19 protein-coding genes are annotated in these 25,656 nt (G+C 33.6%); 8 read left to right on the plus strand and 11 right to left on the minus strand.

The features are described 5' to 3' along the window. Nucleotides 1–23: 23 nt before the first annotated feature. The 10 genes from PW52_RS15615 to PW52_RS15660 all read right to left on the minus strand — a co-directional run bounded on the left by PW52_RS15615 (nt 24) and on the right by PW52_RS15660 (nt 12,965). Complete coding sequence (locus PW52_RS15615; RefSeq protein WP_044633919.1) at nt 24–1,109, minus strand: hypothetical protein; 1,086 nt, start codon at nt 1,107–1,109, stop codon at nt 24–26. Between the two features lie 106 nt (nt 1,110–1,215). Then, nucleotides 1,216–1,959 (minus strand): hypothetical protein, encoded by a 744-nt coding sequence (locus tag PW52_RS15620; RefSeq protein ID WP_044633920.1) that lies wholly within the window; start codon nt 1,957–1,959, stop codon nt 1,216–1,218. Further along, a complete protein-coding gene (locus PW52_RS15625; protein WP_240475199.1) occupies nt 1,946–2,524 on the minus strand; it encodes an RNA polymerase sigma factor in 579 nt (192 codons plus the stop codon). The genes PW52_RS15620 and PW52_RS15625 overlap by 14 nt, the downstream gene beginning before the upstream one ends. 351 nt (nt 2,525–2,875) lie before the next feature. Then, complete coding sequence (gene secDF, locus PW52_RS15630; protein WP_044633921.1) at nt 2,876–5,872, minus strand: protein translocase subunit SecDF; 2,997 nt, start codon at nt 5,870–5,872, stop codon at nt 2,876–2,878. Between the two features lie 111 nt (nt 5,873–5,983). Further along, complete coding sequence (locus PW52_RS15635; RefSeq protein WP_044633922.1) at nt 5,984–6,598, minus strand: hypothetical protein; 615 nt, start codon at nt 6,596–6,598, stop codon at nt 5,984–5,986. A 75-nt stretch (nt 6,599–6,673) separates the two neighbouring features. Beyond that, the gene (locus tag PW52_RS15640) at nt 6,674–7,600 is read right to left on the minus strand and encodes a malate dehydrogenase (RefSeq protein ID WP_044633923.1); all 927 of its coding nucleotides are present in this window, start codon (nt 7,598–7,600) and stop codon (nt 6,674–6,676) included. 179 nt (nt 7,601–7,779) lie between these two features. Further along, on the minus strand, nt 7,780–8,811 hold the full coding sequence (locus PW52_RS15645) for a DUF6588 family protein (RefSeq protein ID WP_044633924.1): 1,032 nt from the start codon (nt 8,809–8,811) through the stop codon (nt 7,780–7,782). Nucleotides 8,812–8,925: 114 nt separating this feature from the next. Continuing rightward, the gene (locus PW52_RS15650) at nt 8,926–11,475 is read right to left on the minus strand and encodes a TonB-dependent receptor (protein ID WP_052823531.1); all 2,550 of its coding nucleotides are present in this window, start codon (nt 11,473–11,475) and stop codon (nt 8,926–8,928) included. After that, complete coding sequence (locus tag PW52_RS15655; protein ID WP_044633925.1) at nt 11,462–12,376, minus strand: FecR family protein; 915 nt, start codon at nt 12,374–12,376, stop codon at nt 11,462–11,464. Before PW52_RS15655 ends, PW52_RS15650 begins: the two co-directional genes overlap by 14 nt. Nucleotides 12,377–12,443: 67 nt before the next feature. Then, nucleotides 12,444–12,965, minus strand: a complete 522-nt coding sequence (locus PW52_RS15660; protein WP_044633926.1) for an RNA polymerase sigma factor — start codon at nt 12,963–12,965, stop codon at nt 12,444–12,446. A gap of 201 nt (nt 12,966–13,166) precedes the next feature. On the opposite strand from PW52_RS15660, the gene PW52_RS15665 reads away from it, so the two are divergent. The 4 genes from PW52_RS15665 to PW52_RS15680 all read left to right on the plus strand — a co-directional run bounded on the left by PW52_RS15665 (nt 13,167) and on the right by PW52_RS15680 (nt 16,262). Then, a complete protein-coding gene (locus tag PW52_RS15665; RefSeq protein WP_044633927.1) occupies nt 13,167–14,225 on the plus strand; it encodes a hypothetical protein in 1,059 nt (352 codons plus the stop codon). Nucleotides 14,226–14,291: 66 nt separating this feature from the next. Further along, complete coding sequence (locus PW52_RS15670) at nt 14,292–15,077, plus strand: zinc metalloprotease (protein WP_044633928.1); 786 nt, start codon at nt 14,292–14,294, stop codon at nt 15,075–15,077. 33 nt (nt 15,078–15,110) lie between these two features. Continuing rightward, nucleotides 15,111–15,701 (plus strand): porin family protein, encoded by a 591-nt coding sequence (locus PW52_RS15675; RefSeq protein ID WP_044633929.1) that lies wholly within the window; start codon nt 15,111–15,113, stop codon nt 15,699–15,701. Between the two features lie 96 nt (nt 15,702–15,797). Next, on the plus strand, nt 15,798–16,262 hold the full coding sequence (locus PW52_RS15680; protein ID WP_044633930.1) for a hypothetical protein: 465 nt from the start codon (nt 15,798–15,800) through the stop codon (nt 16,260–16,262). Nucleotides 16,263–16,386: 124 nt separating this feature from the next. Here PW52_RS15680 and gyrB read toward each other — a convergent pair whose 3' ends face one another. After that, the gene (gyrB, locus tag PW52_RS15685) at nt 16,387–18,339 is read right to left on the minus strand and encodes a DNA topoisomerase (ATP-hydrolyzing) subunit B (protein ID WP_044633931.1); all 1,953 of its coding nucleotides are present in this window, start codon (nt 18,337–18,339) and stop codon (nt 16,387–16,389) included. Nucleotides 18,340–18,944: 605 nt separating this feature from the next. Between gyrB and PW52_RS15690 the strand changes: the two genes are divergently transcribed. From PW52_RS15690 to PW52_RS17250, 4 genes are all read left to right on the plus strand, one after another. Beyond that, the gene (locus PW52_RS15690) at nt 18,945–19,211 is read left to right on the plus strand and encodes a hypothetical protein (protein WP_044633932.1); all 267 of its coding nucleotides are present in this window, start codon (nt 18,945–18,947) and stop codon (nt 19,209–19,211) included. A gap of 2 nt (nt 19,212–19,213) precedes the next feature. Continuing rightward, on the plus strand, nt 19,214–20,614 hold the full coding sequence (locus PW52_RS15695; RefSeq protein ID WP_044633933.1) for an amidase family protein: 1,401 nt from the start codon (nt 19,214–19,216) through the stop codon (nt 20,612–20,614). Continuing rightward, on the plus strand, nt 20,614–23,952 hold the full coding sequence (gene gatB/aspS / locus PW52_RS15700) for a bifunctional amidotransferase subunit GatB/aspartate--tRNA ligase AspS (protein ID WP_044633934.1): 3,339 nt from the start codon (nt 20,614–20,616) through the stop codon (nt 23,950–23,952). Before PW52_RS15695 ends, gatB/aspS begins: the two co-directional genes overlap by 1 nt. A 193-nt stretch (nt 23,953–24,145) precedes the next feature. Continuing rightward, the gene (locus PW52_RS17250) at nt 24,146–25,471 is read left to right on the plus strand and encodes a hypothetical protein (RefSeq protein ID WP_052823532.1); all 1,326 of its coding nucleotides are present in this window, start codon (nt 24,146–24,148) and stop codon (nt 25,469–25,471) included. The last annotated feature ends 185 nt before the right edge of the window (nt 25,472–25,656 follow it).

Raw genomic sequence — 25,656 nt, forward strand, 5'->3', positions numbered from 1 at the left:
CTTACAATACAGCTTTTTTTATTTTAATTAATATCAAACCTAACACCTAATGAGATGTTGTTTTGGCTAACAACTTGATCGTTAAATATTGGAGACAAATCGTATTTAACGTAAATCGACAAATCATCTAAACCTATATAACCACTTAAGCCGTAAACCAATTTTGTTGTATTAAAATTACCTTTTTGTTTCTCTTTTTTATTATCACCATCAAGGTCGTACTTAAGTTTTTGTCGAGCTCCGATATTAAATCCGCCATAACCACCAATTCCAAATTTTAATTTATTGGTAGTAGAATATCTAAAATAATCGTCTTTTTCTATTTTTTTCGAAGGTCCAAATTCAAAATGTATTGGAGCAACAAAATTATAAACCGTTAGTTTAGATTTATCCAGTTCATGCGGAAATTCCACCAGCACAATGTTATCATTTTGATTTACAAAATATTGATTTCTTTCAGGTTTTAAGCCATTCATTTGCACAGAAAGCCCATATTTTAACCTTAAAAAATTAGTATTTTTAAACACGCGAGTTTTCCACGCCCAACCAATTTCGAAAAAACGCGACCCAGCAATTTTATAAGGTGAATCGTTTAAACTTTCACCTTCAATTAAAGCATTGTTTAGTCCAAAGGCCACAACTAAATCGTTCGATGTCCGTTTATCGTAAACCTTGGGTTTATCGTTACTTGGCTTTCCTACATAAACCAAATCGTCGCTAGTATTCTCATCGGTGCCAATTCTAAGAATATTAATTTCATCGTCATGTATTTTAACGCCATAATCGTTGTCGTTTCTTGCCAATAAATCTATTTTATTATCAAGAATAGCTATTCTGCTTTCAATATTTAAAGCATGCTTTTTCGCGGCTTCTTTTTTTAAGGTTTCGGCCTCTGTGTTGGTAATTTCTCCTTTTTCTAGTTTAGTATTTATAGCTTCAACTTTAGCTTTTAAAAGCGCACGTTCTTGTTCTTGAACTTGATTTTTCTCTAGTTTTAAAGCCTCAATTTTAATGTGATTTGGAGACACTTGAGTACTGTCTTGCGCATAAATTAACTGCGCACTTAACCACAGCGCCAAAAGCGCTAAACATTTTGTAATAGTTTGCATAACTGTTCGTTTTTTGAAAATACTGAAGTCATTTCAGTATCTAATTATTGATTTAAATTGATTGAATTTAACTTGTAATAATTATAATTTTCGCTTTCGCTGAAATTTACTCGTTACGTTGGGCAACTGCAGTTTTTACAGTAATGTAACTGTCTTTTATAGCTTCGTAAACACGCATTCTAAACGATTGATCTAACTCTGCTTCAACGTCTTGAAGCAACCTGTTAGCATCTACAACACCGGTTTCGCTATTAATTAATTTATTTAATTGTATATCTTGTTGTGCCTGTTTTAAAAGCGCATCAATATCGGCTTCTGTAACTTCTCGCGTCTCATTTAACACTTTTACTTGAGCAACAACAGTTTGTATTTTTTGTTCTTCAAAACTTAATAATTCCTTGGGTTCTATTGGCGTTATGGTTTTTATTTCATCGATAGAATCCACTTTCGCCACAGCTGTTTTTGGTAATTCAACTAAAATAGCTGGTTTTATCTTGTGAATTTTCGGCGTTTTAATTGCAGATTCTTTATTTACTGGTTCTTCAATTTTGTTTTCAGCAGCTTCGGTAATTACATTCTCTATCTTTTCTAATTGTAAATCTTCGTGCTGTGTTACAATTTCTATTGTTTCAACATCGGTTTTAACCCCAGAACTAAAAAACTGAGTTGCTATTAAAGCTATACCTACCAAACTAGCAGCAACACCCAACCACCAATACAGTTTTTTATTGGTTTGTTTTTCTTCTTTCTCTAAGCGGTTTGAAAGCTTTTCCCAAGCATTAGCCGATGGCTGTAAGCTGCGTTTTTCTAGCTTACTCTTAAAATCCTCTTCATATTTATATGGCGCCATAACTTGTGGTATTATTAATTTTTAAAATTTTGTCTTGAAGCATTTTTCGTGCTTTAAATAATTGCGATTTTGAAGTGCCCAACGAAATATTTAATAACGCTGCTATTTCTTGATGCTTATAACCTTCAATGGCATACATTACAAAAACCATTTTGTAACCTTCTGGTAATTCGTCAATTAATTCTTGAATTTGACTGACTTCTATATTTGTATTTATGTTATTTTCAGAATCATCATGAATTCCCATATCATCAACCGAAAATTCTACCTTTTTTTGCTGCCTTAAAAAAGAAATGGCTTGCCTAATCATTATTTTACGAATCCAACCTTCAAAACTACCCTGGTTTTTAAAATTTGATAAGTTGGTGAACACTTTAAAAAACCCGTCGAGCATAACACCTTCGGCATGCTGTACATCCTTTATATAATAACGACAAACGCTTAACATTTTTGGCGCATACAATTCGAACAACACATGCTGAGCTTCACGATTATTTTTAATCGCTCGCCTAATAAGCTGAGTTTCGTTTTTATGTAATTGTATAACTTTCAAAAAAGATTTCATTTCGCTTTCTATTTATACAGACGCTATTTTTTTTAAAAAGGTTGCTTGGGATTTATTTTTTTTTGAATTTACTCATTATTTTTTTTAAATGCAGAAATATGAGATTGAAGATTGATTGGTTCTCGATACAATTCCTCGTACCTCAGAATCACTCAAACTGACGCCATAACTTAAATTGAAACTAACGTCATTTTGAGTGGATTTACGTAGAATAACGAAGCTAATTTGTATCGAGAAGTATTCCTCAATTAACACCAAACACAACTCGCAACAGCTTCAAAACCAAAATATACTTGAATAAAAAAAGCCCATCATTTTCATGATGGGCTTTTTTCAATATAGAAAAATAAATTATTCTTTTTTCTTCTTTTTATCTTCTAGTTTTTGCACGGTATCGTACATAACTGGAGTTGCAATAAATAATGAAGAATACGTACCAACGATTACACCAACTATTAATGCAAACATAAATCCTCTAATAGAATCTCCTCCAAAAATAAAGATGGCCAATAACACCACTAAAGTAGTAAGCGATGTATTTAAGGTTCTACTTAAAGTGCTGCTTAAAGAAGTGTTTACAACTTTTTCGAATTTCCAGTTTGTGTGTTCGTTAAAGAATTCACGAATTCTATCGAAAACTACCACAGTATCGTTTAACGAATAACCAATTACGGTTAATATGGCCGCAATAAAGGCTTGATCGATTTCCATACTAAATGGCATAAACTTGTAAGTTAACGAGAATACACCTAGTACAATTAATACATCGTGGAATACTGCTACCACTGCACCAAGCGAATATTGCCACTTTTTAAAACGAATTAAAATATATAAGAACACCACAATTAAAGACCCTAAAATAGCCCAGAACGATGCTTGTTTAATATCATCGGCAATGGTAGGACTTACTTTGTAATACTTCATTAAACCAACAGTTTTTTCACTCGCTTCGTTAATAAAGTCTTCGTAAGTTACGCCTTCTAAATAAGGCTGTAAAGCGTTATAAAGTGTTTGACGAATAGCTTCGTCTGCTTCGGCACCAGTTTCGTTAACCTTAAATTTAGTTGTAATTTTTAACTGATTAGATTCACCAAATGTTTTGGCATCGGCACTGTTAAACACATCTGGTTGCGATAATAAATCGGTAATTTCTGAAGCGCTAATATCTTGTGCAAAACGCACTTGGTATGTTCTACCTCCAACAAAGTCAACACCTTGATCTAAACTATTAGTAAATAAAGAAATTAAACTTACTAAAATAAATGCAGCAGAAATAATGTAAGCAACTTTACGCTTCTTTAAGAATTCAATATTAATGTTTCTGAAAAGGTTTTTAGTAACACTTGTTGCAAACAATAACTTACCACCTTTATTAGAGTACCAATCGATAGATAATCTTGTAATAAAAATAGCAGTAAATAACGATGTTCCAATACCAATTAATAAGGTTGTTGCAAAACCTTTAATAGGACCTGTACCAAAAATAAACAGAATTAATGCAGTAAGACCGGTAGTAATGTTAGCATCTAAAATTGAAGACAAGGCATTACTAAATCCGTCTTCGATAGCTTCTTTTTGTCCTTTACCTTTAGTTAATTCTTCACGAATACGCTCGAAAATAAGTACGTTCGCATCTACCGACATACCAATAGTTAACACGATACCAGCAATACCCGGAAGTGTTAATACTGCGCCTAAACCAGATAAAATCCCGAAGATTAATAAAATGTTTAATAACATAGCGATATCAGCAAAACCACCAGCTTTTCCGTAGTATAAAATCATCCAAACTAACACTAAAACAAGTGCAATCATAAATGAAGTTGTTCCACTCTCGATAGCTTCTTTACCAAGTGATGGCCCTACAACTTCACTCTGAATAATATCGGCAGAAGCAGGTAATTTACCAGCACGTAAAACGTTTGCTAAATCGATAGCTTCGTTTAGTGTAAAACTACCAGAAATAGAAGAATTTCCACCAGCAATTGGTCCTGTAGTAACACCAGGTGCAGAATACACCACGTTATCTAAAACAATGGCAATTTGACTTTGATTAGAATAAGCATTACCTGTCATTTCTTCCCAGATTTTAGCACCTTTAGCATTCATTTGCATAGATACTTCTGGTTTTCCTGTTGGTCCAAACTCATTACGAGCATCAACCACAACAGCTCCACTTAATTGTGGCGTATTTTCGCGGTTACCCGCTAAAGCGTAAAGCCCTACAACTTCGCTTCCTTTTTCTGGTTTCCCAAAGGCAAACTTAGTATAACGACGTTCTGCAGGAAGTAAGGCACGTACTTCTGGCATGTTTAAATACTCAAGTACTTTATCTTTATCTTGAATAGAAAATTGCGCTACAATTGGACCACCAGGGTATCCTAAACCTTTAATTAAATTTCCTAAAGGATTGTTTTGTGTTGCCACAGCCGTAGAATCGGTTTCGGCATCACCTAATAAATCATCAATTTGAGCATCGGTAGCATCTTCTTCGTCTTGAGGCTCAATTTCAGCTACAGCTGTTTCATCTTCAACAAGGTCTTTTAAAACATTATTTGCTTGATCTATAAATTGATAGAACGTTTCACCTTTATAAGCATCCCAAAATTCTAATTGGGCTGTACTTTGTAATAAAGCTGTTGCTCTTTCTACATCTTTTACACCAGGTAATTCTACAAGAATTCTTCCTGAAGTACCTAAACGTTGAATATTTGGAGAGGTAACCCCAAACTCATCAATACGCTTACGTAATACTTCGAATGCAGAAACAATAGACTCATCTATTTTAGTTTCGATGATGCTTTTTACTTCATCGTCACTCATGCTACCATCTATTTCACCATCTAATTGTTTGGTGTAAAAAATATCTGGAGATGCTAATTTTGTATCGCCTTTAATAGCATCAAAAGCAATAAAGAAATCTTCTAAATAGGTGTTCTGACTATTTTTTTGAAGCTCGGTGGCATCGTCTAAAGCTTTATTAAAAACAGAATCGTTCGTGTTATTAGACAATCCTTTTAAAATGTCTTTTACGCTAACTTGAAGAATAACGTTAATACCACCTTTTAAATCTAAACCTAAATTCATGGCCTTCGATTTTACTTCATTGTAAGTAAACTTGGCTACACCTAAGTTAAATACAGTATCGTTGGCGATTTCTTGTAAATAGTTCGCTTCTTCTTGACTACGTTTTGCACGGTAATCCTCTTCGGTTTCCGAGATTTTATTTATAGCGATTTCTTCGGCTTCGCTTTCTATTTGGTTGGCTTTAAAAGTGAAAGACAACTGGTAAATACTTACCAAACCAAATAAAATAGCAAACAACCTTACTAGTCCTTTATTTTGCATTTTTATATTTTTTTGGGTGTTAATTATCCACGGTAGTGGATTTAATTGTAATAATTTAATTTAGATTTTTCAGCTTTTTAATTGATGAAAGCTTTGTTTTTCTTACGCAGATTAGGCCATTTTAGGTCCTGCCCTAACCTCAGGTATTTTATGTGGAATATATTGTACAGCAAACGCTATATATTTACTTGCCTTTACGCGTTTTTGAGTAATCGCGTTTTCATTTTTTAGAGTAAAAACAATGGCAAAACCATTGGTATTAGTATAAATATTACTTTTAGAATCGAAAGCTGAACTTGTTACGGCGTTAAAATCCCAACCCGATTGATTTGATTTTTGAATTTCGTAAACATCAAAATCATACGCTAAATCATCAGTATTTAAAGGACCTTTATTAGGATTTGATTTTGAAGTACGATTAAAATTTATTTCTAAATCTCCATCGGTATCTAAACTTGCCTTTATTTGAGAAACGCCAGCTTTACTAAAATAAGAAATACGTAAAGCCCCTGAAGCTTCTTTTTTGACTTCAACCTCTTGAACTCCTAAAGTACTTAACTGTTGTTTAATAGCCGAAACAACCTGATCGACCGCAACACTTTCTAAAGTATGGTTAGAAAATTGCACCAATATTTCTTGGTTTGGCTGTAGGTTTTGCTTTTGCGAAACCATACCCAAAACAGATAGGATAACAATTAAAATACTTATGTAGTGTTTTTTTAACATCGGGCAAATATAAAAAAATAAAGACTGTATTTCTACAGTCTTTATTAAATATATAAAAATGTGTTAAATTATATGTTACACATCTAATAAACCATTGGTTTTCTTAACACCTTCGGCACTTTCTATCATATGTGCTTTTTCGGCATCACTTAAAGGAACGTCAACTATTTTTTCAATTCCGTTTTTACCTAAAATTACTGGCACACCAATACAAATATCGCTTAATCCGTATTCACCTTCTAAATAAGTAGAACATGGGAACATTTTCTTTTGGTCGCAAGCAATAGCTTGAACTAAACCGCTTACTGCGGCACCTGGAGCATACCAAGCCGAAGTTCCTAATAAACCGGTTAAAGTTGCACCACCTACTTTAGTATCGGCAGCAACTTGCTCTAAACGCTCTTCGCTTAAGAACTCAGAAACTTTAATACTATTTCTTGTAGCATGACTTGTTAATGGCACCATACCTTTATCGCTGTGTCCACCAATTACCATACCGTCGATATCGCTAATTGGAGCTTCCATAGCTTCAGCTAATCTGTATTTAAAACGTGCAGAATCTAAAGCACCACCCATACCAATAATTTTATGTTTTGGCATGTCTAAAGATTTATGAGCTAAATATGTCATTGTATCCATTGGGTTACTTACCACAATAAGAATCATATTTGGAGAATGCTCTAATAAGCTTGTCGAAACCGCTTTTACAATACCTGCATTAATACCAATTAACTCTTCACGAGTCATTCCAGGTTTACGAGGAATACCAGAAGTAATTACACAAATATCACTATTTGCAGTTTTACTATAATCGTTAGTTACTCCTGTAATTTTGGTATCGAAACCATTTAACGAAGCCGTTTGCATTAAGTCCATTGCTTTACCTTCGGCAAAACCTTCTTTAATATCTAATAATACAACTTCTGAAGCAAAATTTTTAATGGCAATGTACTCTGCACAACTTGCACCTACCGCACCAGCGCCAACAACTGTTACTTTCATTTTTTAGTTTGTTTAAATTTATAATTAATTAGTTTATTTACTTTAAATCAAGTTTGGCGAATTTACGAATTAAAACCCTGTTAATAAAAAAAGTGCGAGATAAAATCTCGCACTTCTTGGAAAACTAAATAAAACTAACTAAAAATAAATAATCATTTCACAATGAAAAAAACTATATCTTATCTAAAGCCAAAGTTAATACCTAAGGCAAAAGCATTATATTCTGACAGGTGATACTCACCGTTTAATCTAAAAAATCCTAATTTCAATTTAAAACCAAGTGTTCCGCGTACCGATGCAACATCGCTCGATACTGAGAATGGGTCGGGTTCTGAATAACTCAGTATTCCGTTATCTACTTCATATGTTCCTAAAACATCAGACTGCGAGCTTCCTTTTATATATCCTAAACCTCCATAAAAATTTATTACTGGTAATTTAGTTGAACCGATTAATTGAAATAACCAGCTACTAGTACTATTTTCTATTTTTTGGTTTTCACCATCTATTCCAGACGATGCTGTAATGTCGTAAGAACCATTCATGTGTGTATAAGCAACCAAACCAGATAAAGCCACTGGTAATATTTTATTACCCGGTAACCATTTGGTAAATTCCATTTGTAAACCGGCGCCGTATAAACTTAGTTCTAGTTCGTCGGTTTTAATTTTTGGTACAAACCTAGCTTTTACTTCTATGCCTTTACTCAAGCCAAGAGCCGCTTGTAAAAAAGCTGTTGGCAATAAGTCTTTTGTTGATTCGCCAATACCTGAAGGCAATGTAATAGTTTCAGGATTTATATTAGGAAACTGTTTTGATCGCACTATTAATTCTACATCTGGATCGTTCTCACCTAATGCGGTTGCTACATCTTTAGACGCTAGCGTTTCATCATCAGCAAAAGCCACAGTAAAATCATAATCATCGCTATTATAATCGGCAATATTTAATGTAAATGATTTATGCTCGTCATTAATTACAACCGCATTAGTAACAATCGAAATTTCAAATCCGCCTAAAGGTTTTGTCTCTCCAGTATTAAACCAATTCGCATTCATACTGTGCATTAAACCATTAGTTCCAGGCATTAAATAATCGTTAGTAAATTGTTCTGCATTTTCGACACCTGCCGCAAATAAAGCATCGACATCTTGAGCTTGCGTGTAAAACGATATTAAACTAAATAAAATTAATAACCTTAAATTTTTCATTTATTATAGATCTGATAGATTGGTGGTACAAACATAAATCAAAAAAAAACACTAAACAACATTTTATCGAAAAAAAATGCTTTTTAACGATTATTTAATATTGAACTTTGATTTCTAAAAAGTAATTCTTAGGCTAGCATTAGGCGTAATTCCTAGAGATTGATTATCAACACGTAAGGTTTCATTGCTGTTTTCAGAATTTAATTCAAAATAACGATTTGTAGTATTATTCCTATTTAAAAGATTTAAAACGCCCAACCTAAATTGTCCTTGCACCTTATTTGAAAGTGTAAATTTTGAATTTAAGGAAGCATCAACTCGCATAAAGTCTTCAACATTTTCATGATTTGGTGTGTCGTAATTAACTACTGTTGCATTTCCATCTTGAATTGTTTCATTACCTTCAACAGGTTGTGTGTAAGGTTGACCAGAACGCCAGATGCCTCCAACAGATGCTTCTAAGTTTTTTAAAATATTATAATTGAAGGCCAAAGACACAGAATGCCTAATATCTAAATTATTAGGAAATACCGATGGTGTTATCGTTTCAAACTCATAATCATTCTTACTAAATGTATAACTAAGCCAGGTGCTATATTTTGTTGCTGTTTTGTTAACCAAAAATTCCAAACCTCTAGCTTTATAATTTCCGTTTGCGTTTTCGTATTGAAAATTATTGTAAAATCCTTGGTTAGATGCTGTAATACCATCCACTATTTTGTAAAAGCTTTCAACATCGAACAGCCAGTTATTTTTATTGAACTCGAAACCAAAGGAAACCTGTTTGCTTTTAGATATTTTTATGAGCTGTTCATTAGCAAGCGTCCACCGTCTGTTTTCAACACCTAAAAAATCATCTTGAAAATCTATTTTTTGCTTTGTAGTTTGATTTTTAAATTCGCCCTGGAGCTTTAATGCAAACTGGTTTGATAATTTTTGCCTTAGATTTAATCTTGGCTCCACAAGAAAACTATTAAATTTCTGGAAATAATTACCACGAACACCTAATCGTAGGTACGTATTGTTTTTATTATACTCTATTTCGGTAAAGGCCCCATGATTTAACAATACATCTTTGGTAATTCTATCATAAGATGGTGCACTAACAGTAGTTTTATACAGCACACCAATCTCATTAAAAGCATAACCCGCTAAAACGTTTATCGTTTTATTTAGTTTAATCGTATTTTTTAATTTAATTCCAGTTTCTAAAACTTCGTTGGCTTGAGTTAAACTTTGGTCGGTTTCAACACGATAATTTAAAGCATCGACATTGTATTTTGAATAAAACCCTGAAATTTCGGTTGAAAAACGATTTGTCCAATCAGCATTCCAGCTACCACCAAAACCTGAATTTTCTTGTTTTAAATTACTTGTTTTCGATTCGGTTTCTCCGTCTGAATTTTCGAAACTTTCGGTGTAGTCCAGATTATTATAAATACCAATAACATTTGCTCTAAGCTTATGTTTTTCATTAACATCAAATACTATTTTTCCTGAATAATCATAAAAGAAAAAATCTGAAGATTGCTGAGCATCACTTATATTTTCACTATTGGTAGTTAACTCGCTATCTTGAAAACTTTTTTCGAAATACTGATTATAAGTTGGCGAACTAAAAGCATCGGTAAACGCACGTCGACCAGATACATGAACAGCTAATTTTTTGCTTAACGGAATTTGCAAATACCCATCGGCATGCAATAAATTTACACCAAAACCTCCAGAAACAGTTTCATCTATATTATTTTTGGTAAACATATTTATGGTGCTCGACACACCATCGCTAAACTCGCTAGACGTTCCATTTTTAGTAACCTCAACTTTCTCGGTTAAATAAGGATTGTAAGCCGAAATTAATCCAAAAAAGTGTCCTGAATGGTACATTTTAATACCATCCCAAATCATAAGGTTTTGACCGTTGGTTCCGCCACGAACATTTATATTAGCAATACTTTCGTTAACACTTTCAACTCCTGGAAGCGCTTGTATAGACTGTAAAACATCTGGCTCTGTTAAACCTGGAAGCGTACCAAATTTTTCAGTATTTAACACCGTGCTACCATCTACTCGTTTTTGTAAACCAGTGGTTAAAAATTTCGAGATTAATATTTTGTTAAGCGCTTCTGCTTTTTCAGCTAATACAATATTGGAGCAAACTGATTGATTTGTTTTACGTAAATCGATAGCCTTTATTTGAACAGCTTCAAAACCTAAATATGAAATTTCAATTATTGAATTTACAGGAACATCTTTTAACTTAAAATCTCCATTAGAATTTGTTATCACTCCTTTTTGAGTATTTACAACCTGAACTGTTGCTCCTATTAATGGAAAACTATCTGTTTCAGAAAGTACAATACCACAAATATTTATGGTTTTATTTATTGAAGAAATTGTAATGTAGCGTTCATCAAGAATTTTAAAATTGAGCAGTGTTTCATCATTTAAACCATCAATAATACTTTGCAATGAAGCTTCAGAATTTGGTTTTTCAATAAAAACAGCATCAATATCGTTTTCAGAATACGAAAACTTAACATCAAAATTTTCTTCAAGTTGATTTAACACCCTTATAAGTGGCAGCCTTTCTTGTGCAAAAGCATTAAAAGAAAGCAAACTAATAATAAGAACAATATTAAAACACTCTTTATTTAGCTTCATAATTATAAAACTCCACGTTATTATCGTTTATTTTATAACTAAGCTTTAATGGAATAGTTACCGATTGCAATGCAATATTTAAGTTGTTGTGTGTAAAACTTCCAGAAAACAGAACGTTTACGTTTATGTTATTTGAAGAAACATTAATATTATATTGGTTCTCTAGCTCGTTAACTACTTGCCAAAGCGGTACATTTTTAAAACTAGATTCTTGCTGCAACCACGACGGCGCATTTTCATTTGCATTTGCCACAGCAACTACTTTGTTATCAACAATTCTAAACGTTTCTCCAGGTTTTAAAACTACTTTATTTTGACTTGAAGTTACACTTACAGAACCTTCGTAACAGGTTACCTCAAAATAATTAGCACGTTGTTTTACATTAAATTGCGTACCTAAAACCTGTACATTTCCTGCCGCAGTTTTTACCGTAAATTTTTGTCCTTTAGTTACTTTAAAATAGGCCTCTCCACTTAAATTTAAATTACGTTCGGTTTTCCAAGTTTTTTTATTGTAATCGAGTGTTGATTTTGCATTTAAAACCACCTCGCTTTCATCAGGTAAACTAAATGTTTTTGTTTCGGCAATTTCGGTGTTAATACTTTTGGTATTGTTAAAAAACAAGAAATAAGACGATGTTAAAAGCACAACTAAAATAGCAGCAACTCTTAAAAATTGTTTTATTTGTAATGGTATTACTTTAGGGGCATCCTTTTTAAAACTTCTCGTTTTAAAATCGGCTAAAGCTGCTCGGGCATCAACTTTTGGTGCTTCAATTTGTTTAGCATAAAACCCTGCTTTTTCTAAAACCGAAAAATCTTCATTTGGATATCGTTTTTTTATATCGGCTGTAGAAATTTCGCCTTCAAACCATTTTAATATGTCTTGTTCTTTATTCATCTTTTTAAGGCTTTCATCTTTTAGACACTCTAATAATTGTTTACCCTACCCTTTTTTATAATTAATTTTAAAAAGAAGCACCATCCAAATTCTGCCTTAACACTTTTAATGCAGCAGACATTCGTTTTTCAACCGTTTTTTGGGAAATATTTAATAATTCTGCTATTTCTCGGTACTTTTTTTCTTCAATTCTATTAAGTAAAAAAACTTCGCGCTGTTCGGGCGTTAAATTAGAAATAACCCGCTCTAGTTTTGTTTTAAACTCTTCTTCCTCCAATAAATACTCCGGATTTTGATTTGTGATATCCTGGTATGGCGCCGCTTTCGCGTAATTAAACACCACTTTTTGATGCCTAATGGTGTTTAAAAACAAATTATTAACGGTTGTAAACAGGTATGTTTTGGCTTTAGTAAATTCAATTTTAGAACAGTTTTCCCATATTTTAGAAAATGCATCTTGTACATAATCTAACGCAGCTGCTTTATCGCCACATTTATAAAAGGCAAAATTATTAACCGATTGTATGTGTTCTATATAAAAGGTATTAAATTGCGCCTCCTCGCATAAATTAGACTTAGGGTTGCTCATAAATTTTTAATAAATTAACGACCTCGCAAAAATATGATAAAAAACTTTATTATCTAAAAACCTAAAAATCAACAATAAACCAAAATTTTTACTTTTTTTTCAAAAAAACCGTAGGGTAATTTTAAATGTAATTGTCTTAAATACAGAAACAGCAAAATTGCTATGAAAAAGATAATTTTAAAAACCCAAAAAAAGACAATCATGAAAAATTTAAAATTTTTAACTTTAATTATTTTAACCTCAATTTTTACCCTTACATCATGTCAAGATGAAATTGACGTTGAAAACGGAGATAACCCAAACACCAACTCGTCAACATCTCCAACTGCTAGTAACCTAGAACGCTCCTCGATGTACGATGGTAGTTTTGATGATTTTATTGATGGCGTATCATGTTCTTCAATATTATTCCCATTCACCGCAACTGTAAATGACACTCAAGTTACTTTAGTTAGCGAGTCCGATTACAGTTTAGTATTAAATATTTTAGGTGAATTTATTGCAGACGACGACAGCATCGAGCTTCAATTTCCATTATCAGTAAAATTAAGTAATTATACCGAGGTTGTTGTAACAAACCAAACGGAATATGATGCTATAATTGACGCTTGCGAAACAGCCGAAGAAAACGCAGAAGATGCCATTTCCTGTATAAACATCGATTTTCCTGTTACGCTTTTAACTTACAATATAAACATTGAACAAACCGGAAGTGTCGTTCTAGAATCTGAACAAGAACTTTATACTTACATGAGTAACATTAATGAAGATGAATTCTTTGCTGTAAACTACCCAATTACCGCAACTTTAAACGGCGATAGCGATACCGTTATTGAAATTTCAAGCGATGCCGATTTACAATCTAGTATTTCAGATTGTTTAGAAAATGAAGACATTGAAGATGAAGCCGAAGATAATGCTGAAGCTTTAGAAAATATTTTAGTAGATACTACATTTAAAATTGAATCGTTTATAGAAACAGGTATCGATAAAGCAAACGATTATATTGAATACACAATAGATTTTAGTAACGATTTATCTTGTACTGCAGAAAACACAGTTAACACATTAATCGCTGATATTGAAGGAACTTATGAAGTTACATCAAGCACAGAAGTATATTTAAACTTAACTTTTTCGGCAAATGCTTCTTTCGAGTTATTAAACCATACTTGGGAAGTAACAAGTTTTTCAGAAAGTTCAATTACTTTACAAAGCACAACTAATGCTGCTATAACCTTAGTTTTAGAAAAAATTTAAAACTTCAACTAAATATAATTCATGCAGCTACTTTAATTAAGTAGCTGCATTTTAAATAAAATAAAAATGAAACATAACATAATTTTTGCATTAGCCGTGTTAGCTGTATTGTTTTCTTGCCAAAATGATGATTCCACAAATACTGAAACCGAAGAAACAGTCGTTAATGTTGCAACAAACAGGCAAGCCACAGGAAGTTCGGCAAACGACTTACTATCAGATAATACATTTAAAAGCTTAATTGTAGAAATTGTATATGTTGATGGTTTCGAACCAACCGATGATGGCATTAACAACTTTGTTTCGTTTTTAGAAAACAGAAGTAATAAACCCGATGGTATAACTGTAGAAAAACGATCGATATCCTCTCCAGGACAAGATGTTTATAGCATTGATGATATTGCCGACATAGAACGCGAAAATCGTAAATATTATAACACAGACGATGAAATAGCCGTATGGGCCTATTTTTCTGATGGAAGCTCTGATGCCGATTCCGATGAAGACAATACCGTTGTACTTGGTTCTGCCTATTGGAATACTTCCTTTGTTATTTTTGAAGAAACAGTACAAGATTTAAGCGGCGGCCCTTTTCAACCAAACACTTGGTTTTTAGAAGCTACTGTAATTAATCATGAATTCGGACATATTTTTGGGTTAACCGATTTGGGTTCACCTTTACAAAGCGACCATGAAGATCAAGACCATCCAAACCATTGCGATGTAGAAAGCTGTTTAATGTACTGGTCTACAGAATCATCAGTTAGAGTTTCAAGCATGACAAATATGAATTCTGTACCAGAGTTAGATTCGCAATGTATTGCCGATTTACAAGCTAATGGCGGTAAATAATTTTATAATATCAACCCTAAATTTATATAAAAAATGAAAACAATTCTATTAAGTATTTTACTAACAGTTTCTCTTATATTTCATGTTAACGCTCAAGATAACAATATACCTGAAAGTAATTTTGGCTTAAAAGGTGGTTACAATCTTGCTGCCGTAAGTTTTGATAGCGATTCCGAAACCGGACAACGTCATGGCTTTAATGCTGGGTTTTATGCCGAATCTTTTATTGCTCAAGGTGCTGCTTTACAAATAGAAATTCAATATTCGCAACAAGGTTACGAAATCGAAGATAGTAGTGGCACGTTTACTCAAAAACTGGACTATATAAACGTACCGCTAATGCTTAAAATTTATCCAGACAACAACTTTTTCTTAGAGGTAGGTCCACAAGCAGGTTATGCTGTTTCTCACAAAGAAGAATTTGATAGCAGTTTTAATGTTTTTGATACATCACAAGAATTTGAACCAGAAAGCTTCGATTGGGGCTTTAATTTTGGCGGTGGTTTTAAAACCAACAGTGGTATAAGCTTAGGCGTTCGTTACCATTTAGGTATGGGAAGTATTTACGAAGAAAACAACCCCAAAAATAGAGGTTGGCAATTTACATTAGCTTTCGATTTATAAAATTTTAAAAAAAAGCGTAGGGTAAAAAAACTTTAAGGTGTCTTACTAATGAAGGCCGCTAAAAACGGCAATTTTTAAACTTTAAAATCACAAATTATGAAAGTTATAAAATCATTAGTAAGCATTTTAACCCTTGTTATAACTACAAGTTTAACTGCACAAGAAACAGAAGCTACAACAGAAGTGGCAAGCGAAACTACAATTTCTAAACAAGATTATTACGCACAGCGCGCTGCCCAAGACGCCAAATTCGAACAAGAATTTAAAGCATCAAGTCACGATGAAGAAAAAACATTTTGGGAAGAACAAGAAGCTTACGAAAAAGACTTAAAAAAGAGAGATAAAAAAGCCTATCGCGCTTACATGAAAGGTAAAAAAGCGGCTTATGCAGAACACTACGAAAATTGCAATAACCATTGCCACCATAGCGAACATTATTACCATCACGCATCATTTTATTACTACAGATACGATAGTTATTATTATAACCAACCACGTAGAAGCACCATTGGCATTAGCACAAGAGTTTCTACGCCACGAATAAGTGTTGGTTTATTTTAAAATATTAAACATTTTGTCCCAAATTTTCATTTTTAATACTGGTTAATAGCAAAAGAGACTACCTTATAATAAGATAGTCTCTTTTTAATTTAAAAACACTCAAATAAACTTAAGAAAATGATATTTACGCGTCAATATTTGCGTAAACAGCATTTTTCTCAATAAATTCTCTACGAGGTGGAACCTCGTCGCCCATAAGCATAGAGAATATTCTGTCGGCTTCTGTGCCGTTATCTATATTCACTTGGCGAAGCGTTCTAAACTCAGGATCCATTGTAGTATCCCATAATTGTCCCGCATTCATTTCACCAAGACCTTTGTATCGTTGTATATTAACGCTACCTCCAAATTCTTCAGAAATAGAATCACGTTCTTCATCATTCCAAGCATAACGCTTTTTAGCTCCTTTTTTAACTAAGTAAAGTGGTGGTGTTGCAATGTAAACGTGTCCTGCTTCAATTAATTCTTTCATATAACGGAAGAAGAACGTTAATATTAAAGTAGCAATATGCGAACCATCAATATCGGCATCACACATAATTACAATTTTATGATAACGTAATTTTGAAAGGTTAAGCGCTTTACTATCTTCTTCGGTTCCAATAGTTACACCAAGTGCTGTAAAAATGTTTTTTATTTCTTCATTTTCAAACACTTTATGTTGCATTGCTTTTTCAACATTAAGAATTTTACCTCTTAATGGTAAAATAGCCTGAAAGTTTCTATCTCTACCTTGCTTCGCTGTTCCACCCGCCGAATCTCCCTCTACAAGGAATACTTCACATTTTGCAGGATCTTGTTCTGAACAGTCACTTAATTTACCAGGTAAACCACCAATACTCATTACCGTTTTACGCTGCACCATTTCGCGAGCCTTTTGGGCTGCATGACGCGCTTGTGCGGCAAGAATTACTTTTTGTACAATGGTTTTAGCATCGTCTGGATGCTCCTCTAAATAATCGGTAAGCATTTCGGAAACCGCTTGACTTACAGAAGCAGATACTTCACGGTTACCTAATTTTGTTTTTGTTTGTCCCTCAAATTGTGGTTCGGCAACTTTTACCGATACAATTGCGGTTAAACCTTCACGAAAATCGTCACCTGCAATATCGAACTTTAACTTATCTAACATGCCAGATTCATCGGCATACTTTTTTAAAGTATGAGTTAAACCACGACGGAAACCAGATAAGTGCGTTCCTCCTTCATGTGTATTAATATTATTTACGTACGAGTGTAAATTTTCGGCATACGATGTATTGTAAACCATAGCAACCTCAACAGGCACACCATTTTTTTCACCTTCGAAAGCAATTACATCTTTCATTAAAGGCTCTCGGTTACCATCTAAAAACTTAATAAATTCCTTTAAGCCTTCTTCAGAATGAAATGTTTCTCCTTCAAACTCACCATCTTCTTTAGTAGATCTTTTATCTATTAAATGAATAGTAATTCCTTTATTAAGATAAGCCAACTCGCGTAAACGACTTGCTAAAGTATCGTAACTATATTCTAGTGTTTGCTGAAAAATTTGAGGATCTGGTTTAAACGTAACAATGGTTCCTGTTTTATCAGATTCACCAACCGTTTTTACCGGATAAAGTGCTTTACCTCTTTCGTATTCTTGTTCCCACACCTTACCTTCACGATGTACAGTAGCTTTTAAATGCATGGATAACGCATTCACACAACTTACACCAACACCATGCAGTCCACCAGAAACTTTATAAGAATCTTTATCGAATTTTCCACCAGCACCAATTTTTGTCATTACAACCTGCAGTGCAGAAACGCCTTCTTTTTTATGCATTCCTACAGGAATTCCACGCCCATCATCTTCTGTGGTAATAGAATTATCTTCGTTTATAATAACGGTAATATTGTTACAATGTCCTGCTAAAGCTTCATCTATAGAGTTATCTACAACTTCATAAACCAAGTGGTGTAAACCACGAACACCTACATCTCCAATATACATCGACGGACGCATGCGCACATGCTCCATACCTTCCAACGCCTGAATACTATCGGCAGAATATTGTCCTTTTTTCTGCTCGTCTTTTGCTTCTTCGCTCATTATATTTAAAATTTTCTTATTTATTTGGGTAAACCTTACATAAAAAAAGATGCTTTTGTGAGCATCCTTGTAAGACAAACAAATATACAAAATAAAAGGCCTTTTAAAAAGCTTTTTATCGACTCTTGCATAAAATTATCAACAATTGTTAATTAAAAAGAAAAGTCGCTTAAATCGCTTAAAAACGACTTTAAATAAAACGCGGCTAATTTTCACTTCAATTTCAAAAATCAAACTACTGCAAAATTTGCTTAAATCGGTTGTTTTAAAAAACACCTGTTTACCTTATTATTGCAAGAAAGCTTCAAGTTTCAGTTTTTCACCTAATAATAAAGAGTCATTTATTAAAAGGCATAATAAGTAATAAAAACTAAAAGAATAAAACCATTTTTATGAAAAACAAAAATATCTGTTAGTATATTTATAAATATGATGCTTAATCATTTAATTCTCCATATCTTTGAGGCGATTTAAAACCTATGAAAAACAATAATAACAATAATAATTTCAATAATCCTAAGTTTTAGGGTTCGGAAGGTTATTGTTTAAAAAATATATAAAGCCTTCCGGTTACGGAAGGCTTTTTTAATACTAAAAGAATTACCATGAGCAAATTAATGACGGTTGATATTTTATCGAGCATTAAAGGTGCAAAACCAAGTGAAGCTGTAAACAAATTGTTTGATGACATTAAAAATGCTGACATAAACAGCGAAGCATCCATCAACTTAAACAAAAACAGTGTTTCGCTTCAAGATTTACGCGACGATATTGTTATAGAAAGTTCTGCTTTAGAAAAGCAAATCATCATTGAAAATTTCCCAAAAGAAAAAAACGGTTATTTAGTAGTTTCTAAAGTTATAGAAGAATAAAAATGAGCTCACAAATACTAAAAATACACCAACAACTGGTAAACAAAGAAATAACTTGCACCGATTTGGTTCAAGAAAAATTGGAGCTTTTAAGCCAAAACACTCACAATACTGTAAACAGTTTGCTAAGCGATAAAGCCTTAAAATTGGCTGCAAAAGTAGACAAAAAAATTGCCAAAGGCGAAAACATTGGCCTTTTAGAAGGCATCCCGTTTGGCATTAAAGATGTTTACATGGTGCAAGGCACAACCACAACGGCAAGTTCTAATTTGCTAAAAAATTACAAATCGGCTTACACGGCAACAGCCATTCAAAAACTGTTAGATGCCGGCGCCATTCCTTTAGTTAAAGAAAACTGCGATAGTTTTGGCCATGGTTCTTCTAGCGAAAACACCATTTTTGGTGCTGTAAAAAATGCCGTAAACCCAGAGCTTGTTGGCGGTGGTTCAAGTGGTGGTTCTGCCGTAAATGTTGCTAAAGATTACACTGTATTTTCTATTGGTGGCGATACCGGTGGCTCAATTCGTCAACCCGCTGGCTACAACAATATTTATGGGTTAAAACCAACTTATGGGCGCATTTCTCGCTACGGCATTATGGCCTACGCATCGTCTACAGATTGCGTTGGACCTATCGCAAAATCGGTTGAAGATATCCGCATTGTGCTTAACGTTATGAGCGGAAAGGATTTAAAAGACCAAACCACTTACGCTTCCGCGGAAATTGATGCAGACACTATAAAAACTTCCGAAGGCATAAAAACCGTAGGATATTTTAAAAACTTTATTGAAAGTGATGCGATTTCACCTGAAATTAAAGCCGATTTTCTTTCAGCTATCGAAAAAATAAAAGCCAAAGGCATCGAGGTAAAAACTTTAGATTTCTTCGAATCGAATACTTTGGTTTCGACATATTACACCTTAGCCATGGCCGAAACCGCCTCTAACCTATCGCGTTTAGATGGCACCAACTACGGCAACCGTATTGAAGCCGAAAATTTAAAAGAAACTTACGCTGTAACACGATCGGAAAATTTTTCTGAAGAAACAAAACGCAGAATTGTTGGTGGCAACCAAGTACTTTCTCAAGGGTTTTCGGATGCTATTTATTTAAAAGGCTTAGCACTTCGCGATGCCATTGCGAACAACTTTGAAGACGATTTTAAGAAAGTAGACATAATACTTTCACCAGTTACACCAAATACACCGCCTAAAATTGGCGATAGCTTAAAAGATCCGCACGCCATGTATTTAAGCGATGCTTACACCGTTGGGTTTAGCCTTGGGCAATTACCAACTTTAACCGTGCCACAAGGCACAGAAACCGGCTTACAAATTACAGCCGCCAAACAAAACGACGAACTTGTTTTGAAGTTTGCTAACTTCTTAAAAGACACGATATAATGGAGCTAGAACAATTAAACCAACTTTTAGATAAACACGAGCTAGAACTTGTTATAGGTTTAGAAACTCACGTACGTTTAAACACAAAAACAAAGTTATTTTGTTCTTGTCCGAACCAAGAAATTGAAACACCAAACCAAAATATTTGCTCGGTTTGCACAGGGCAAATGGGTGTTTTACCAGCCATAAACAAAGATGCTGTTACTAAGGCTATTTATTTTGGAAAAGCTGTAGAATCGTCGTTTAAAAACGAGGTTATTTCTTGGGACAGAAAACATTACGAATACCCAGACAACCCAAAAAACATACAAATTACGCAGTATCACAACCCGGTAATTCCAGACGGAAAAGTATCGTGTTTTCGTAACGACGGCAGCCAATTTACTGTAAGTTTAACGCAAGTACATATCGAGGAAGATGCCGCAAAATTAATGCACGAAAAAAAGGTATCGTTAGTCGATTTTAATAAAGCCGGCGTACCGCTAATTGAAATTGTTACCGATCCATGTATTCGCCATATCGAAGACGCTTCAACTTACGCGCAATACATTCAACGTATTGTTCAAAATCTAAAAATTTCGGAAGCTAACTTAGAAAAAGGTGAATTTAAATCGGATGTTTCTGTTTCACTTCGTAAAAAAAACAGCAACGATTTAAACCCACGTACCGAAATAAAAAACTTAAACTCGTTTAAGTTTATGGTTGATGCTTTAAAAGAAGAAGTTGAAAAACAACTTAATTATTTTATTGAAAACAATGCGTTTAGGCCTGACCAAACCACCGTGCTTTTTGATGCCGATTTAAAGCAAACTAAAACCATGCGTAAAAAGGAATTCGAGGCCGATTACCGATTTATTTCGGAGCCCGATTTACCTTTTGTAAACATAAAATCGGTTATCGAGAGTATCGATGTCGATTTAAGTGCTTTACCTTTTGCTGTAGAATCTATTTTAATTGGCGGCGGCGTTTTACCGCAAGATGCTAAGTTTTTTACAGCCGATAGTTTACGTTCTGAAACTTTTGTAGCTATAAATAACGCATTGCAAGATCCTTCGTTTGTTGCAAAAACTTTAACCAATAATGTAAAGGCCGAAGATTATATTAAAATTGAAAATATTCAAGATTTCATATCTATTTTCAGTTTGTTTAAAGCCGAAAAAGTAACTCCAGTTTTAGCTCAAAACGCGATACAATCGTTGTTAGGTGATGATAAATTCGATTACAAATCTTATTTTGAAGCGAATACCATTTCCGAAGAAAAAATACAAGATGCTATTGCCAAAGTTATAAGCGAAAACGAAGCTATTGCAACCGATATTAAAGCCGGAAACCAAGGAAAAGCAGGGATTTTAGTTGGTAAAGTTATTAGCATAATTGGTAAAGGTGCTTCGGGTAAAGTAATTCGCGAAGGTATTTTAAAGCAGCTGCAAAGTTCAAAGTTAAAAGTTGAAAGTTCAACAAAGACATCAACTGAACAACCAACAACAACCAACCAACAACAGACAGCCAAAGATGAAATTCTCCCAGAAATTCCGCTTGTAATAAAAGATGAATATCGTACACATTTAATCACTGATATTAACGAAGAAAACATTAACGCAGAAGTTACTTTTTCTGGCTGGGTTTCTAGTGTGCGCGATCATGGTGAGTTAATGTTTATCGATTTACGCGATTCGAGCACCGAGATTTTCCAAGTGCGTTTAAGTCGTGAGTCGTTTGCAAATTTAGACGAACTTATTAAATTAAAACCCGAATCTGTAATTACAGTTTCTGGTAAAATTGTACAACGTAAGGAAGACGATTACAACCCGAGTTTACGTACCGGTAAAATTGAATTAGAAGCCAGCGATTTAGATATTTTAAACCTATCTAGAACCTTGCCTTTCGAAATAAAACGCGCTACAAAAACTAACGAAAACGTACGTTTTCAATACAAATATTTAGATCACAGAAATAACGATGTACGTCGCACTATTGTTAATCGCCACAAGGTTATAAAATTAATGCGCGACATTTTAGATGATGAAGATTTCTTAGAAATTGAAACGCCAATTTTAAGTGCCGGAACCGATGAAGGCGCCCGTGAATTTATTGTGCCATCTCGTAAACAAGCCGGTGCATTTTATACTTTACCACAAGCACCACAGCAATTTAAGCAAATGCTAATGGTTAGCGGTTACGAAAAGTATTTCCAGTTAGCACGTTGTTTTAGAGACGAAGATTCTCGTGGAGACCGCCAACCAGAATTCACGCAGTTGGATATTGAAATGGCCTACGCGAGCATGCAACAAATTATAGATTTAAACACTAAAATGTTTAACACTATTGTTAGCAAAATTTATGGTAAAAAATGGATTTTACTTCCGTTTGAAGTGTTAACCTATAAAGAAGCTATGGATTTTTACGGTTGCGACCGTCCAGATTTACGCTTTGGCTTAAAACTGCAAGACATTACAGATATTGTAAAAGACACGACTTTCCAGGTATTTAGCAAACCTATTGAAGATGGCGGTATTGTTAAATGCATAAAAGTATCGGCAGAAGAGCAAGGTAAAAAACGCTTATCTAAAGGACAAATAGAAAAACTTACCACGCTTGCCCAACAACATGGTTTAGGTGGTTTAGCCTATATTATTGTAAACGAAAACGACTTACAATCGCCTATAATTAAATTTTTAGGTGAAGACATTGCCAGCAAAATTATTGAAACTACAAATGCACAAGTTGGCGATATCGTATTTTTCTCTGCCGCCGATTATGCTACAGCAAACAAGGCTTTAGACGCGGTTCGTCAAGAATTAGGAAGCATGTTAAAATTAATTAACCCTAAAGAATTACGACCGGCTTGGGTAATTGATTTCCCAATGTTTGAAAAAACCGATGAAGGCCGTTGGACGTTTACCCACAACCCATTCTCGATGCCAGCTGTTTACGACATAGAAAAACACATGAATGGCAAGGAAGAAGAGATAGGAAGTATTATCGCACAGCAATACGATTTAATACTTAACGGTTACGAAATTGGTGGCGGCTCGGTACGTGCGCATAAACCTGAAATTTTAGAAGCTACATACAAAAACATGGGTTATAACAAAGAAGAAATGCTTAAAAGCGTTGGCACCATGTACAAAGCATTCCATTACGGTGCGCCACCACATGGCGGTATTGCTTGGGGTGTGGATAGATTGATGATGATTTTAGAAAAGAAAACCTCAATTCGCGAGGTTATGGCTTTCCCTAAAACTGGTACTAGCGACGATTTATTATTTGGAGCACCTTCCTTACTTTCTGATAAAAAAGTAGAGGAAATGAATGTTAAAGTGATGCGAAATAAATAACAACTTATTTTATTGATTAAGAAAATCCTGACAGAAATGTCAGGATTTTTTTTGTTTTATATTTGATTATATTTACAGTACAACTCGAAATACATTTTAATATTATCCTTTGACTTTAGCGGGATATTGGGATTAAATGTTATTTTATGATAAGTTGGCAACAAGCTGAAAAGACGAACATCTAATAAACTAAATGAGTAAACCGAAGCTAAATAACGACCAAATTAAAACGCTCTATAATGAGTTAGTTAATGGCTCGAAATTTACAGCACAAGAAAGAGGTTACGAATTTGAAAAACTGATTGAAGCAAAACTCACTAACGAAAAACTTGAACCAAGAGCAAGTTATAAACCGAAAGGAGAACAAGTTGATGGTTCTTTTTTTTGGGAAGGGCAAACTTTTTTATTGGAAGCAAAATGGGTTAAATCGAAAATACCTGCATCAAGTATTTATGCTTTTAAAGGCAAACTTGATGGTAAATTTCATACTACAAGCGGTATTTACCTATCTGTAAATGGATATTCCAACGATGTTGAAGATGCTTTAAAATTTGGTAAATCATTAAATATTTTACTATTTGACACATCTGATATTGACTTGATTTTTAATGGAAATGTAGCATTTTTAGAGGTTTTAAAATTCAAATTAAGAGAAGCTGGAGATACTGGTAGTTTGAATGTCCCTTATGATTTAAAGAATAAAGCGGAAAAAATTTCCAAAGCAGAAAAATTAGATTTTCTAACAACACAATTATTTGATACAAAAACCAAAAAGAGAAGTATCGCAGAAGATTTATTGATTTTTGTTGAAGGTAAAAGTGATATTCAAATTATTGACAATCTATTAAAACCAATCAAATTAGACTTTCTTCTCTCTTATAAAATAATTTCATTGGAAGGTGTGAACAATATCAGGCAAATACCTGCTTTACTCAATCTGTATGCAACCTACCATCAAACAAAAGCTGTTATTGTCATTTTAGATGACGACCAGGCTACTTTACAAATAAAAGATATTATAGAAAATGTTAGTGAACAGATTGTGAATTCATCTATTCCTATAAATACCAAATTTTATTTTATTGACGAGCAACTAAAGCAAAAGCTATCAAATGAAATATTAGAAAAAGTAATATTCTCTAAAGGCTATAAAAAACCAAATCTATACGTAGAATTAGAAAGATTTATGAATGAAATATCTTATGAATATTATGACCCAGAAGTAGATATTCCAAGACATTCTTTGAAATCTAATCTTCAAAGTGCGGAATGGGATTTTGAAAACAAAGAAATTAGGTTTTCAGACGAATATACAGGTAGAGATTTTAGCATAGATAATCTAGAGGGTTTAATAGAATATCTTAACGAAGAAATGATTAGTGCCGCACAAGGAGAAATGCCTTTGTATATACTAAAACAAACGGACTATTTAGATTACGAAACCGAAGTTAGAGAATATCTGTTTGATTACTATAAAGACAAACTCGAAAAACTAAATTGGAATACTGGAGAATTATAGCGAAAAAGCCAGTTGCCAACAATGTATAAAAATAATAGCGGTTTAATCGCTAAAGCGAGAGTAAGTAAATATAAAAAAGGTCTGGCCTTAACCGAAAAGTTAGTGTGCAAAAATCCGCTACTATTCTTATACTAGACCGTTGCCATCCATTTGAGAAAACGTACTTTCCTGAAATAGGTTGACTA

This window comes from Neotamlana sedimentorum, assembly GCF_000943565.1.
GTDB lineage: Bacteria > Bacteroidota > Bacteroidia > Flavobacteriales > Flavobacteriaceae > Neotamlana > Neotamlana sedimentorum.

Coding starts and splice junctions, on each gene's coding strand:
- PW52_RS15640 (WP_044633923.1), bottom strand. CDS start 7,600: ATGAAAGTAACAGTTGTTGGCGCTGGTGCGGTAGGTGCAAGTTGTGCA.
- PW52_RS15615 (WP_044633919.1), bottom strand. CDS start 1,109: ATGCAAACTATTACAAAATGTTTAGCGCTTTTGGCGCTGTGGTTAAGT.
- PW52_RS15660 (WP_044633926.1), bottom strand. CDS start 12,965: ATGAGCAACCCTAAGTCTAATTTATGCGAGGAGGCGCAATTTAATACC.
- PW52_RS15670 (WP_044633928.1), top strand. CDS start 14,292: ATGAAACATAACATAATTTTTGCATTAGCCGTGTTAGCTGTATTGTTT.
- PW52_RS15620 (WP_044633920.1), bottom strand. CDS start 1,959: ATGGCGCCATATAAATATGAAGAGGATTTTAAGAGTAAGCTAGAAAAA.
- PW52_RS15680 (WP_044633930.1), top strand. CDS start 15,798: ATGAAAGTTATAAAATCATTAGTAAGCATTTTAACCCTTGTTATAACT.
- PW52_RS15690 (WP_044633932.1), top strand. CDS start 18,945: ATGAGCAAATTAATGACGGTTGATATTTTATCGAGCATTAAAGGTGCA.
- PW52_RS15625 (WP_240475199.1), bottom strand. CDS start 2,524: ATGAAATCTTTTTTGAAAGTTATACAATTACATAAAAACGAAACTCAG.
- PW52_RS15675 (WP_044633929.1), top strand. CDS start 15,111: ATGAAAACAATTCTATTAAGTATTTTACTAACAGTTTCTCTTATATTT.
- PW52_RS15665 (WP_044633927.1), top strand. CDS start 13,167: ATGAAAAATTTAAAATTTTTAACTTTAATTATTTTAACCTCAATTTTT.
- gyrB (WP_044633931.1), bottom strand. CDS start 18,339: ATGAGCGAAGAAGCAAAAGACGAGCAGAAAAAAGGACAATATTCTGCC.
- PW52_RS15650 (WP_052823531.1), bottom strand. CDS start 11,475: ATGAAGCTAAATAAAGAGTGTTTTAATATTGTTCTTATTATTAGTTTG.
- PW52_RS15645 (WP_044633924.1), bottom strand. CDS start 8,811: ATGAAAAATTTAAGGTTATTAATTTTATTTAGTTTAATATCGTTTTAC.
- PW52_RS15695 (WP_044633933.1), top strand. CDS start 19,214: ATGAGCTCACAAATACTAAAAATACACCAACAACTGGTAAACAAAGAA.
- PW52_RS15655 (WP_044633925.1), bottom strand. CDS start 12,376: ATGAATAAAGAACAAGACATATTAAAATGGTTTGAAGGCGAAATTTCT.
- gatB/aspS (WP_044633934.1), top strand. CDS start 20,614: ATGGAGCTAGAACAATTAAACCAACTTTTAGATAAACACGAGCTAGAA.
- PW52_RS15635 (WP_044633922.1), bottom strand. CDS start 6,598: ATGTTAAAAAAACACTACATAAGTATTTTAATTGTTATCCTATCTGTT.
- PW52_RS17250 (WP_052823532.1), top strand. CDS start 24,146: ATGAGTAAACCGAAGCTAAATAACGACCAAATTAAAACGCTCTATAAT.
- secDF (WP_044633921.1), bottom strand. CDS start 5,872: ATGCAAAATAAAGGACTAGTAAGGTTGTTTGCTATTTTATTTGGTTTG.